Source organism: Leucobacter triazinivorans, from assembly GCF_004208635.1.
Lineage (GTDB): Bacteria > Actinomycetota > Actinomycetes > Actinomycetales > Microbacteriaceae > Leucobacter > Leucobacter triazinivorans.
Map to the genome: position 1 here is coordinate 290,302 of NZ_CP035806.1, position 12,976 is coordinate 303,277.

Consider the following 12,976-nt stretch of genomic DNA (forward strand, 5'->3'; position numbering starts at 1 on the left):
GAACGCACCGCAGCACCCGCGCCGCTTATGCCAGGGTCAGGAACAGTTTCTCGAGCTCTTCAGGTCCGTCCGAGCCATGCGGTTGCGGGTGACTCAGACACTCGGTGAGCGCATTGGCGATCAAAAGATATCCGGCTCGGTCCACCGCCTTCGAGACAGCCGCAAGTTGCTGCACCGTGTTTCGACAAGGGGCATCCTCTTCAACGGTAGCAATCACCGCCGCAAGCTGCCCCTGTGCGCGCCGTAGCCGGTTGACAATCTTGCGGTTTGCGGCAGCACGAGACTCTTCTGACTGGCCTCCATGAATTCGCTCAGCATTCATTCCAGAATTTCCTTTTCAACACTCACTTGACAAACCCGATACCCCCCAGGGTATATTGATCTTAGCCAAACGAATACCCCGGGGTGTATTTCACCGCTGATACGGGAAGACAAAGGGAGCCCACATGTGTAGAGCAGTCACCTGCAAGACCTGCGGAAAGACCACCTGGGCAGGATGTGGCCAACACATCAACATGGTGAAGAAATCCGTACCCGCATCGCAGTGGTGCGGCGGAAGGCACACACAAGCGCAGATCGACGCGGCGAAAGCCGAACGCGGCGGTTTCTTTTCGCGCCTCTTCGGTAAGTAAACACGAGCAAGGACGATTCACATTATGGCTACGAAACATCTCACCCTGAGCGATTTCCCAGAATTCGTCAACAGCGACGGCATCGCGCTCGTCGATTTCTGGGCGGCATGGTGCGGCCCGTGCCGAGCATTCGCCCCAACCTTCGAGCGGGCCTCTGAGCAGCACACCGACATCGTGTTCGGCAAGGTTGACACAGAAGCGGAGCAGCAACTGGCTGCCGAGTTCAGGATCACCTCGATCCCGACGCTCATGGTCTTCCGTGATGGCATCATGGTCTACTCGCAGCCCGGAGCACTCCCCGCACCGCAGCTCGAGCAGCTCATTCAAGGCGCACGTGACCTCGACATGGATGACGTCCGCCGGCAGATCGCCGAACGAGAATCACAGCCTGCAGCCTAGCCCGCACCCCCTCCAACACAACCCTTAGAAAGGAACACCATCATGTGTGCACGTACCACTTGCTCGAACTGCGGCAAGCCAACCTGGGCTGGCTGCGGCAACCATATCGAGGAAGCTCTCTGGGGCGTTCCCGAGGCCGACCGCTGCCAGTGCCACTAATTCCCTGACCCACCCCCACCCACGAAGGAACTGATCATGCTGCTTGAGCGCATCTACGACGAAGACCTCGCACAGGCGAGCTACTTCATCGGTTGCCAGGCGAAGGGCGAGGCCATCGTCGTCGACCCCCGCCGCGACCTCGACGTCTACCTCGATCTCGCCGCAAAAAATGGCATGAAGATCGTCGCCGTCACCGAAACTCACATCCACGCCGATTACCTGTCAGGCACCCGCGAGCTCGCCGCACACACCGGCGCGCAAATGTACGTGTCGGACGAGGGCGGCCCCGACTGGACCTACTCCGCCGCGTTCGATAGCGCCGTGCGCATGAAGCACGGCCACCAGATCACCCTCGGCAACATCACGATCGAGGCGGTGCACACCCCCGGCCACACGCCCGAGCACATGTCGTTCCTCATTACCGACGGCGCACAGTCACCCGAGCCAGGCTTCATGCTCACCGGTGACTTCGTATTCGTCGGCGACCTCGGCCGCCCTGACCTCCTCGACGAAGCAGCCGGCTTTGTTGATACCCGGTTCAAGGGCGCGAAAGATCTCTTCGCGAGTCTGCGCGACCGTTTCCTCACCCTCCCCGACTACGTGCAGGTTCTTCCCGCACACGGATCGGGTTCAGCGTGCGGCAAGGCGCTTGGCGCAATCGCTGTGACCACGGTCGGCTACGAGCGGAACTTCTCGTGGTGGGGCAAATACCTGAAGAACAACGACGAGCAGGGCTTCGTCGACGAGCTCCTCAATGGGCAGCCCGACGCACACGCCTACTTCGCGCGCATGAAGCTGCAGAACAAGATCGGCCCCGCCGTCATTGGTGACGTGCAAGAACTTGTCGAGTACACCACCGCAGACCTCACGCAGGCGCTCACCGATGACCGGGTCATCTTCGTTGACACCCGAAACAACCAGCTGGTGCACGAGGGAACCGTAGATCGATCGCTGAACATTCCGGGCGTAGAGAAGGCCGCAAGCTACGGCGCGTGGGTCGTAGATCCCGACCTCGAGCAGCGCCCGCTGGTGCTCCTCGCGGAATCACGCGAGCATGCAGAGGAGTTCCGTGATCACCTGGTGCGTGTCGGTATCGACACCACACACGGGTTCATCACGACACTCGAGGGCCTCGATCTCGTCACCCCGAAACTGGTTCAGCCAGAACAGCTCGATGGTTTCGACCGTGTGATACTCCTCGACGTGCGTAACAAGACCGAGTACGCTGACGGCCACCTGCCCGGCGCGGTACAGCTCTCTGGGGGCCGCGTGATGTGGCACCTGGATCAGCTGCCCGCACCCGGCGCCGGCACGATCGTGACGTACTGCCAGAGCGGGGTGCGCAACAGTGTTGCCGCGAGCGCGCTGCGCCGCGCCGGGTACGACATCGCAGAACTCGACGGCAGCTACGCCGCCTGGGTATCACGGGTCGGCAACGTGCCCGTCATCGAAGCAGCTTAACCATCGCCACGCTGAGGAGCACCCAGTGGAACCCCAACTCATCATCATCGCGCTCGCCCTTGCGGCGCTGGTTGGGGTCTCCCTGGGGCTCCTCGGTGGAGGCGGATCGATCCTTACCGTCCCGATCCTCACGTACGTGCTGGGCATGCCGCCGCGCGAAGCGATCGCCGCGTCCCTCTTCATCGTGGGCGCGACCAGCGCCGTCAGCATGATTGGGCACGCCAAAGCGGGGAGGGTGCGCTGGAAGGCCGGGCTGCTCTTCGGCGTCGCGGGCATGGCCGGGGCGTTCGCGGGCGGCATTCTCGGTGGGTTGATCCCGGGCGCGATCCTGATGGTCTTGTTCGCGGTCATGATGATCGTCACGGCGACCGCGATGATCCGCGGTAGAAAAAACCAGGCCGCGAAAAGCTCGGCTGCCGAGCACACACCCGCGCTCGTACGCATCCTGCTCGACGGGTTCCTGGTCGGCATCGCCACCGGCCTTGTCGGCGCGGGCGGCGGGTTCCTCATCGTGCCGGCCTTGAACCTGCTCGGTGGCCTCCCCATGGCCATCGCCGTTGGCACCTCACTGCTGGTCATCACGATGAAGTCATTCGCCGGACTCGGCGGCTACCTCTTCTCGGTGCAGCTGAACTGGCCGATCGTGCTCGCGTTCACCGCGACCGCGTTCGCGGGCTCGTTCGCGGGCGTCGCCCTCGCTGGCCGAGTGCCCGAACGCGCACTCCGCAAGGGGTTCGGCATCTTCGTGCTCGTGATGGGCGCGTTCGTGCTCGTGCAAGAACTCCCCCCACTCATCACCTCCCTCACCGGCGCCTGATCTCCAACTGGCCCCGTCTCACCAGAAAGGCCGTTGTGGCACCCGCACCCCCTTCCGCACAGACAGCGCGACCCCGCATCGGCACGATCGTGCCCGGCTACGCGGTTCCGGTGATCAACGAGCGCGCGGTTCGGGCGGCAGCGGGCATCCTCTTCCTACTCGGCGGTGCCGCGTTCGCGACCGCTTTCTTCACTGAGTCCATGCAGCCTCTCCAGCCATTCGGCATGTTCTTCATGCTCGACATGCTGCTCCGCGTCGTGGCCGGCGACCGCTGGTCCCCCACCCTGGTCCTCGGCCGCCTGGTCGTCAGCCGCCAGCGGCCCGAGTGGGTGGGAGCCTCACAGAAGGAATTCGCCTGGTGGCTCGGGTTCGCCTTGGCCGCGGTCTCCTGTGCCAGCATGGGACTTTTCGCCGCCCCGCTCTGGGTCACCCTCGCGCTCTGCAGCGTGTGCCTCATCCTGCTCTTTCTCGAGACCGCGTTCGGCATCTGCGTCGGGTGTGTATTACAGAAGCGGTTCGGTAAACAACCACCTATGTATTGTCCCGGCGGCACCTGCGATTATCACGCGGAAGATCCTGTCGTCACCGCATTCACCCAATCCCGCAAACATTTCTAATCGCCGAACAGTCACCCCAGTGCTTCGCTCACCACCCTCACCCGTCACGAAAGGACCGCATCATGCGTCGCATCATCCTCCTCCCCCTCGCCGCATCCGCACTAATGCTTGGCCTGACTGCTTGCTCGGCAGGGCCCGTCGCAGGCTCCGTGGAGGTCGGCGCAAACACGATCATCCTCGATGTGCGCACCGCCGACGAACACGCCGCAGGTCACCTCGAAGGCTCACAGTTGCTCGACTTCAACAGCGGTGAGGTTGCCAAGGCGATCCCAACCCTCGACCCTGAGGCCGAGTACCTCGTCTACTGCCGCTCTGGTAACCGCGCCGGCCAGGCGATCACGCTCATGGAACAGGCAGGTTTCACCAACCTCACGAATCTCGGCTCCCTCGAGCAGGCAGCCCAGGCGACCGGCGTCGCAATCATCCGTTAAGGCTCTCTGACACGGGTTGAAATCTGGTCTTCAGCAGGCACCTACGCGGTGAGCCGCGTGTGTGCATACCCATGCTTGCGGCCGAAAACTGTAATACGGTGTGAGTGATGTCGAATCGGCTCTTTCCTCCTTCACACTCGCACCACAAAGGATAACTACGCAGAACCTTCCTTTTCTCCGCGCAGCCGTCGGGTTGCTCGTTGCATGCGTCGCCATCGCAGGACTTTCGGGGTGCATGAGAACCACCGCTGATGGTCGTGTCGGCGGCGGCATCTCGTTGGGCGATAGGGCAAGCGGTGGGTATGTCACCCCGATTGATGTCGTCACCGGTCGTTACGAAGTGACTGTCCAGGACTACATCTGGGGTGCGCCACCGGCAGACGGAGTTTTCGACATTACGAAGACGAGCCTCACCACACTCACGATTCTCACGAGCGATGATGCGCTCTGGAACTGCGATTACGACGAGGAGCTAGCCTCTGCAACCTGCACCGCAGCTGCTGACACAGAGAAAGAGATGCCGATGCAGGTCGATTGGTCAACGCAAGATGACAAGAGGCACCAGATTTCTGGATTTGTGACGGTAACACTCGAGGGCGAAACTCATGAGGCAATGACGTTCGAGGGTACTCGTATCGTCGAATAGAGCACGGAGGCTCCCGGCAGCCTTTGTACTTTCGAGATCCTGAAGCATCCCGAGGCCCCGATGCGTGCAGTTTCGTTACCTCCGCAGCCGAGAAGCCGTGCGAATCCTCATGCGGTCAACGCGAATGTCTGGGAGGTTCGAGCCATGCGCTCACCAACCGGGATACCGTGTGGTCCAGCGTGTGTACAGGCCGTATTCGCCCTGCAGTTCATGCCCGCGAGTGAACTCGTAGACAAAGTCATCTGTAAGTTCGAGGATGGTGCCCCGACCTTCAACCTCAAACACCAGCTGCGGCGGCAACGATTCTTCTCCATGCAGCGCACCAAGGATGTTGCCACAGAGCGCACCCGTCGAATCAGAATCACCTGAGTGGGTGACCGCGAGCGGGAGCGCCTTGAGTATGTTCTCTGGCTCGGGGCACTGCAGCGCTGCGTAGACAGCGATGCCTAACGCTTCATCAGCTACCCACCCGCCACCCAACGACTCCAACACCGCAACGCTGGGTGGTTCAGTCGCCAAATCGATCGCCTGCTGAAGCACTCGCGTAGTCTCTTCATGGTGTTCGCGACAGTGTAGATGTCGCATCATTGTGTTTACCGCCTCGTCAAGTTCTTGCCCCAGAACTATCGCACCAATAAGCGCGGCGAGTGCACCCGAAGCGAGCTGGGCAGTCGGATGACCGTGCGTAAAGGATGCCGCTTGCGCCGCGCTATCGAACTGCCACCCGAAGGCGTCGTCAGAGCTCGGTGGCAACAGCCCGAATGGTGCACTGCGCATGACCCCGCCGCAGCCTTTCGAATCATTCTCAGCCTGGCCACCGTATTGCGAGATCTTCCGTTCGCCGCATCGCGCATCCATTAACGCTGATATGCAGGTGTTGCCAGGGGCGCGCCTGACATAGAGCCACTTCTGGTTGATCCACCAGCCATCTTTTGACCCATCGGGCTCGCGCATGAGCTGCGTGTCGGGGAAGTACACCTAGCACACCGGGCCCGGTCGCCCAGCCGAGAGGAGACACCCATGACGAAGCCACACTCGGGCCACGGGCACGACCACGGGCCTCACAGTGGCCACGAGCACCACGAGCACCACGAGCACCACGAGCGCACTGGGCACGAGGATCACGGTGGTCACGCTGGCCATATGGGCCACTGCGGTCACGGCGGCCACGGCGATCATGTGGCACAGTTTCGGCGCCTGTTCTGGGTGAATCTCGTGCTCGCGGTGCCAGTCGTCGCGTTCTCGCCAATGTTTGCCATGATCCTCGGCCATTCAGTACCAGGCTGGGCCACCTGGATCGCACCTGTTATCGGCACCGTGATGTATGTCTGGGGCGGCTCCCCATTCTTGACGGGCACGGTGAGCGAAATCAAGGCCCGCAAACCGGGCATGATGCTGCTGATCGCCCTGGGCATCACCGTGGCCTTCCTCGCATCGTGGGGCGCACCACTCGGGCTGTTGCATCACGAGCTCGAATTCTGGTGGGAACTCGCGCTGCTGGTGGTCATTATGCTGCTCGGGCACTGGATCGAGATGCGTTCGCTCGCCCAGACCACTTCTGCGCTCGACTCCCTCGCTGCGCTTTTGCCCGACGAAGCCGAGCGGGTCGAGGGTGAAACGGCCGTCACGGTGAGCCCGGCGGAGTTGCGCGTTGATGATCTCGTGATCGTGCGCCCGGGCGGCAGCGTGCCGGCCGACGGCATGATTGTTGACGGAAGTGCGGCCATGGATGAATCGATACTCACTAAACAACAGCGCACTGCCAGCACGGACAATGATGAACTTCACGTAGTCGAAAGCGATCGGCTCAATCGCTTCATGCATGGTCTGGGTCCTGGCAATTATCGGTGAGAACTGCCCGACGTATGGTGAAGTTTCGGTGTCTTCTTGGGCTAGTGCTTCCTTCGCGGTGTTGGCAGCGTAGAAAAATCGCCTGGTGGGCTGGATGCTCACGGCATGTCAGCCGTGCGAGGGTGTGTTATCCATTTGATTGTTCGGCCCTGTGCGTTCGGGTGAGACCTCGCTGTGTGCGAAGGTAGTCCGTGAGGCGGTCACCTTCGATATCCAGGTTCGGGAGGATCTTGTCGAGCCATTTCGGTGTCCACCATGCTGCGCGTCCAAGTGTTGCCATGAGGGCTGGGACGAGTGTCATGCGGATCAAGAACGCATCAATCAATATTCCGACAGCCAGCGCTAACCCAAATTGTTTCACCATGCTGTCTTCGCTGAAGATGAACCCGGCAAACACTGAGACCATAATCGCGGCGGCAGCAACCACGACACGACTGGACTGTTCGAACCCGCGGATGACGGCTTGGGCTCCCTGGTGCCCGTGCACGTGGGCTTCACGCATAGAACTGACAAGGAACATCTCGTAGTCCATGGCAAGGCCATACAAGATGCCAGTGACCATGATGGGAAGGAAACTGAGGATCGGGCCAGCCGTGTCGATGCCGACGAGGTCTTTCAGCCATCCCCACTGGAAGATCGCGGTCATGATCCCGAACGTCGCGCCAATGGTCAGCAAGAACCCCACGGTTGCTTTAATCGGGATCAGGATCGAACGGAAGACCACGAGCAGCACCAGCAACGAGAGGATGACGATGATGGTGATGTAGAGCGGGAGCACGCTCGCGAGTTTCTCGGAAATATCGAGATTGATCGCAGTGAGACCTGTGACACCAATGGTTGTTCCGGCGATTCCGGTGAGATCACCGGAATCTGCGCGCAACGTGTGCACGAGCGTGGTTGTTGACTCAGCATCGGCTCCTTCAGTAGGGATGACGGTGAAGAGTGCGAGCGTGTCGTCGGGAGAAAGCCCCATGGGCCTAACTGTCTCGACAGACTCACCGCGTTCGAGTGATTCGGCAATGGCAGGGAGTTCGGTGGCGTCGAAGTGTTCTCCGTCTGGTGCATGAATAACGGTGATGAGCGGTGCGTTGTAGCCCTCACCGAAACCCCGGGTGACGGCGTCGGATGCCAGCCGCTCGGTCGTTTCGAGATTTGCGGTGGATCCATTGGGCATGCCGAGAGACATCTGAGTCATAGGGATGGCGGCGACCCCCAGGAGTGCGACAACGCCGATGATGACGGCCCACCGCCCCTTCACCACGCCGGAGGCGAATGTGTGGGCGAAACCGTGACGTTGTACGTAACTGCGCTGCTGCTGTCTCTGCCGTGCCCGCGGGCTGAGAATTCGTTCACCGACGATTCCCAACAGGGACGGGAGCAGGGTGAGCGCGATGAGTACCGCCAGAAGCACAGTTGCCGCAGCCACGAGTGCCATGGTGGTGAGAAAAGATATCCCGATCAGCGTCAACCCGCCGAGAGCGATGACCACGATGAGACCTGCGAAAGCTACCGCACTACCAGCGGTCCCTAATGCTCGACCGGCTGCCTCCGCTGCAGAAAGCCCTTCGCGGAGAATGAGGTGCCGTTGCCGGTTGACGATGAAGAGGGCATAGTCGAGGCCGACGGCGAGCCCGATCATGAGCGCAAGCACCGGTGTCGCACTGGTGAGTTCAACGGTGTTCGACAGGGCGAATGCGCCACCCAGACCGACCGCGACACCGAGCACCCCGGTAACAAGTGGCAGGCCTGCAGCCCGGAGTGAACCCAGGGTGAGGAAGAGCACAAGACCTGCCACCAACAACCCCAACGCTTCATGCCCGCCCAGAGGAGGTTCGTGAGGTTTCAGAGACTCGGTCGGCAGAGCCATGATTCCGACTTCTTCGGCGTGTTGTGTCGCAGTAGTGACCACGTCGTCGATCACACCTGCAGGAAGGTCTTCGACTTGCAGAGAGAACTGGATCTGCATGAGCGCCACAGTTCCGTCGTCAGAGATGAGCACACCGGGGGCGAGCATTCCCTGCTGCCGGAGAGCCTGCTGCATCATCATTTCTTGCTCAGCTGGGGAGACCTGTTGCCCGGCATGACCTTGCATCTGCTCGGGTGGTTGTGGCGCATCACCAGGCGCTATCGGACCGGTGGCGTCCTCAGGTTTCGGCATGACTGCTGCGAGATCCTCTGTGCTGCGCTCCACCACGAACTCGTTGGCCGAGATGGCCGTGAGTGACGAGCGGATCGCTTCTGCGCTCGCCCCCTCGTCGACTCGCTCACCAGACGGGCTCGTGAACACGATCGTGCCCTGCCCGCCAGCGGTGTCAGGAAACTCAGAACGAAGCTCTTCGATGACGGCTTGACTCTCTGTCCCATCGATCGTGATCGCAGAACTGATCTTCACCCCGCCCGTGATCGCCAACGTGATGACGCTCCCGAGAATGAGGAACCAGGTGATCAGAAACACCCACGGGCGCCGGTAGGAGAAGCGCCCCAAACGGTACAGGAATATTGACATCGAAAAGCCTTTCTGGCAGGGGAAAGCAGCGCGAGCAGCAACAGATCACGCTCAAGATGAAAAAATCAGAGACCGGACTTGAGTCTCGAGAAGACCTTCTCGACGAACTCGCCGGGCGAACTCGGCGGCGACACTGCCCCATCGATGAGAGAACTCAGTGCCCCATACGCGGCACCGACAATAATGTGTGACGTGAGTTTCGAGACCGAATTCCCTGCGCGCTCTCCGACAACGTGTTGTGCGGTGCGGCGAATCTGAGCGTGCACGCTCTCCAGGTACGGTCGCAGTGCCGGATCCGCCTCCGCAAGGTCTCGAAGCTGGAAGAGAAGGTCCAACAGGCCCCCGGAGAGCTGATGAATCGCAAGGCCCTTCACCCAGTCCAACAACGCAGTGTCGGCGGGCAGCTCGGGCATCGAGGAAATTCCCTGGTGCAGCTGCTCGAGCGCGAGCGCCGTAACCGCTTCCTCCTTATTCGAGAAGTAGTTCGCAAAGGTTCGACGTGACACACCGGCCCGCCCCACGACATCATCAATCGTGTAGCCCTCAAGCCCGTGCTCACGTGTCAGCTCGAATGCTGCGCGCGCGAGCGCATGCGAGGTCTGTTGGCGCTTCCAATCGCGGTGGCTAGGTTCTGTCATGATCACATCTTAATCACATAATTGCCCAATGGGCAAATATGCCCGTTGGGCAACTATCGCCATCCTGTAAGTGTGAATGAAACTACCGAGGTGATGGTCAGGCAGCTGGAACGCGCTCGCGTCGGGCATTTCGTGTCACTGAAATCGCCGACGCTATCGTCTGACGCGGTCTCGCTTCGTTCCCGTGTGCGCTCGGAGCGCGCGGAGCGCCGACAGAATGGCCACAAGGTCAACAATCTCTTGCAGCAGCGCTCCCACCACCGCCGGCAAATAGCCGAATGCGGCGACGAGCATCAAACCGACTGAGATGATGATGCCCATCCAGATCGACTGCCGGGCGATCTGCACCGTGCGCCGCGAGACATAGGCCACATCTGCCACTCGCGCGATGTCGTTCGAGGTGATCACCGCCGCTGCTGACTCGCTCGCGACCGTTGCACCCCTGCCCGCCATCGCAACACCGACGTCGGCGGCCGCCAGCACCGGGGCATCATTGATCCCATCGCCGACCATGAGTACGGGTCTCGGCCGCATCGCCTGCACAATCCGCACCTTGGTCTGGGGAGTGGTCTCAGCGTGCACCGTCTGAATGTCGACCGCGTGTGCGACAGACTCCGCGGTCGACGTGATATCACCGGTCACCATCGCGATCTCGACTACGCCTGCTCGGCGAAGACGGGACACCGTGTCTGCAGACTGCTCACGAATCGGGTCGGACAAGATGATCACTCCGGCGAGCTCGTCACCGACCGATACGTAAACAGCCGTCTCCCCAGCTGAGAGTACGGGTCGATCGATCGGCCCGGTCACCTCTTCGATAAATGAGGGCTTGCCCACTCGCACCGAAGTGCCGTCTGCCAGGGAGGCGAGGACACCGTTTGTTGCCACCTCGTCGGCCGTCACCACTTCGGGAAGCTCAAGTTGCTGTGTGCGTGCCGATGCCACGATCGGATCGGCGAACACGTGCACGGAGTACTGCTCGGCGGCGGCCGCGAGCTGCAGCGTCTCGTCTACGGTGCGAGCAGCAGGGTGAATCTCGACGACGTCGGCTTTACCTTCGGTCAAGGTGCCGGTCTTGTCGAATGCGACTACACGGACCCGGGCGAGAACCTCTAACACGCCACCGTCTTTGATGATGACGTTGAGCTTTGCCGCGGAGCTCATCCCGCCCATAAACGCGACCGGGGTGGCGATGAGCAGCGGGCACGGCGTCGCCACGACGAGCACCTCGGCAAATCGCACCGGGTCCCCGCTGAGAAACCACGCGAAGCCCGCAATCAGCAATGACACAATGGTGAACGGCACCGCATAACGGTCGGCGAGTCGCACCATCGGTGCCCGGGAGTCCACGGCCTCCTCGACCAACCGTACGATCGAGGCGTAGTTCGAATCGGCTGCCACCTTCTGCGCGCGCATCGTGAAGCTCGTCGTGCTGTTGACCGTTCCAGAAAGCAGTGGGTCGCCCGCGTGGTAGTTCACCGGGATCGGTTCACCGGTCACGGATGATTCATCAATCGTCGCGTGATCCGATAGGAGCACCCCGTCGACGGGGAGGATCTCTGAGGAGCGCACCAGCAGTTCGTCGCCGACTTTCACCTCTTCGATCGCGATGCGTTCGACCTCACCTGTTACCGGGTGAATTCGACCCGCGAATGCTGGGGCTCGGTTCAACAGTTGGTCGAGTTCTCGGCTCGCGCGGCGAGCGGCGAGGTCTTCGAGTGCTTCCCCTCCGGTGAGCATCAACGCGATGATGAGCCCCGCGACATACTCCTGTACGGCGAGTGTCGCGATCATGGCGATGACCGCAAGAATGTCGAGCCCCCAATGCCCGCGCATCAGATCTTTGAACATGTCGATCGCGGTGATCACGATCACGATACCGAGCACCAAGTATGCGGTGACCCCGAGAGCCATCTCTGCGCCGGTCAGCCAGAGCATAACCCCGGTCGCCAAACCGACGAGCACGAACATCATGAGCTTGCGGTTGCGAAGAAATTCCACCGTCGATGACATTGCGTGTGACGCTTCCGAGGTACGTGGGGCGATGGTCTGGGCTGGCACGGTGCTGTTCTCAGTCTCTCTTCGAGTGGGTTGAGAGTGCGGTGAGCGCGGTCACATCAGTGATCGTGATCCGCCCCTGTTCCTGTTGTGAGATCACCCCGGTGTCGGTGAGTTTGCGAAGTTGCCGACTGAGGGACTCTGGTGTCGTGGACAGGAGCGAAGCGATGTCCTTCTTTGCGAGCGGCAGCGTCACGTCGATGGCTCCTCGCGGCCCTGGCGTCGCAGGGAGCGAGAGCAGGTAATCGGCGAGACGAGAGCTCAGGTTTCCCAAGATGACAGAAGCCAGTCGCGCCTCAGTATCATCCAAGCGCTGACTCACTCCTTGCAGCATGCGCAGCCCGATGCTCGGATGCTTCTCGACGAGACGCCCGAGATCGGCATGATGGAACACGCACAGTTCGGTATACACGAGCGCTTCTGCTGCGTGATCGGGTCTCGTGCCGGTGAGAAACGCGGATTCTCCGATGAAGTCGCCCGGCCCGAGGACCCGGATCACCTGCTCGTGCCCAGCCGCACTTGTGCGAGCGATCTTCACCTGACCGGTGTGCACCACCATCAACTGCGACATGTCCGAGCCTGCTGTATACGCCTGCTCGACAGCGTCTAATCGGACGGTACGTGCAAATCCCGCAACTTCCACTTGCTGCGCATGTGTGAGCCCTTGAAACAGTGGTACACGGGCCACGCAGAGATCATTTGCTGGATCAGCATCCACATCGGTTGAAACAGCCAACGGCATCCTTCCCTTCCCTTCCCTT

The 12,976-nt window shown here is 61.2% G+C and carries 13 protein-coding genes and 1 pseudogene; 8 read left to right on the top strand and 6 right to left on the bottom strand.

Annotated elements, in window-relative coordinates; all coding sequences use genetic code 11:
- Positions 1–25 precede the first annotated feature (25 nt).
- The gene (locus EVS81_RS01355; RefSeq protein WP_130108799.1) at positions 26–322 is read right to left on the bottom strand and encodes a metal-sensitive transcriptional regulator; all 297 of its coding nucleotides are present in this window, start codon (positions 320–322) and stop codon (positions 26–28) included.
- A 124-nt stretch (positions 323–446) separates the two neighbouring features.
- Here EVS81_RS01355 and EVS81_RS15985 point away from each other — a divergent pair, with 124 nt between their 5' ends.
- The 7 genes from EVS81_RS15985 (at position 447) to EVS81_RS01390 (ending at position 5,162) form a co-directional block, all read left to right on the top strand.
- On the top strand, positions 447–632 hold the full coding sequence (locus EVS81_RS15985; RefSeq protein WP_130108800.1) for a hypothetical protein: 186 nt from the start codon (positions 447–449) through the stop codon (positions 630–632).
- Between the two features lie 24 nt (positions 633–656).
- Positions 657–1,031 (top strand): thioredoxin, encoded by a 375-nt coding sequence (gene trxA, locus EVS81_RS01365; protein WP_130108801.1) that lies wholly within the window; start codon positions 657–659, stop codon positions 1,029–1,031.
- A 195-nt stretch (positions 1,032–1,226) separates the two neighbouring features.
- On the top strand, positions 1,227–2,651 hold the full coding sequence (locus EVS81_RS01370) for an MBL fold metallo-hydrolase (protein ID WP_130108802.1): 1,425 nt from the start codon (positions 1,227–1,229) through the stop codon (positions 2,649–2,651).
- Positions 2,652–2,676: 25 nt separating this feature from the next.
- Positions 2,677–3,468, top strand: coding sequence for a sulfite exporter TauE/SafE family protein (locus EVS81_RS01375; protein ID WP_130108803.1), 792 nt, complete (start codon positions 2,677–2,679; stop codon positions 3,466–3,468).
- 110 nt (positions 3,469–3,578) lie between these two features.
- Positions 3,579–4,085, top strand: a complete 507-nt coding sequence (locus EVS81_RS01380) for a DUF4395 domain-containing protein (RefSeq protein WP_240739912.1) — start codon at positions 3,579–3,581, stop codon at positions 4,083–4,085.
- Positions 4,086–4,147: 62 nt separating this feature from the next.
- Positions 4,148–4,516 carry a rhodanese-like domain-containing protein gene (locus tag EVS81_RS01385; RefSeq protein ID WP_130108804.1) on the top strand — a complete coding sequence of 123 codons (369 nt, stop codon included), beginning with the start codon at positions 4,148–4,150 and terminating at the stop codon, positions 4,514–4,516.
- Between the two features lie 100 nt (positions 4,517–4,616).
- Entirely contained in the window at positions 4,617–5,162 is a 546-nt protein-coding gene (locus tag EVS81_RS01390) for a hypothetical protein (protein ID WP_130108805.1), read from the top strand.
- A 150-nt stretch (positions 5,163–5,312) separates the two neighbouring features.
- Here the strand turns inward: EVS81_RS01390 and EVS81_RS01395 are convergent, their stop codons facing one another.
- Positions 5,313–6,116, bottom strand: a complete 804-nt coding sequence (locus tag EVS81_RS01395) for an ADP-ribosylglycohydrolase family protein (RefSeq protein WP_130111224.1) — start codon at positions 6,114–6,116, stop codon at positions 5,313–5,315.
- Between the two features lie 66 nt (positions 6,117–6,182).
- Between EVS81_RS01395 and EVS81_RS01400 the strand changes: the two are divergent.
- Positions 6,183–6,923 (top strand): annotated as a pseudogene (locus tag EVS81_RS01400) (P-type ATPase actuator domain-containing protein); the annotation flags it as partial.
- Between the two features lie 217 nt (positions 6,924–7,140).
- On the opposite strand, the gene EVS81_RS01405 reads toward EVS81_RS01400, so the two are convergent.
- The 4 genes from EVS81_RS01405 to EVS81_RS01420 all read right to left on the bottom strand — a co-directional run bounded on the left by EVS81_RS01405 (position 7,141) and on the right by EVS81_RS01420 (position 12,957).
- Positions 7,141–9,519 carry an MMPL family transporter gene (locus tag EVS81_RS01405; protein WP_130108806.1) on the bottom strand — a complete coding sequence of 793 codons (2,379 nt, stop codon included), beginning with the start codon at positions 9,517–9,519 and terminating at the stop codon, positions 7,141–7,143.
- 65 nt (positions 9,520–9,584) lie between these two features.
- A complete protein-coding gene (locus EVS81_RS01410; RefSeq protein WP_130108807.1) occupies positions 9,585–10,157 on the bottom strand; it encodes a TetR/AcrR family transcriptional regulator in 573 nt (190 codons plus the stop codon).
- Positions 10,158–10,310: 153 nt separating this feature from the next.
- Positions 10,311–12,170, bottom strand: coding sequence for a heavy metal translocating P-type ATPase (locus EVS81_RS01415; protein ID WP_130108808.1), 1,860 nt, complete (start codon positions 12,168–12,170; stop codon positions 10,311–10,313).
- 58 nt (positions 12,171–12,228) lie between these two features.
- Positions 12,229–12,957 (bottom strand): Crp/Fnr family transcriptional regulator, encoded by a 729-nt coding sequence (locus EVS81_RS01420; RefSeq protein ID WP_130108809.1) that lies wholly within the window; start codon positions 12,955–12,957, stop codon positions 12,229–12,231.
- Between the last annotated feature and the right edge of the window lie 19 nt (positions 12,958–12,976).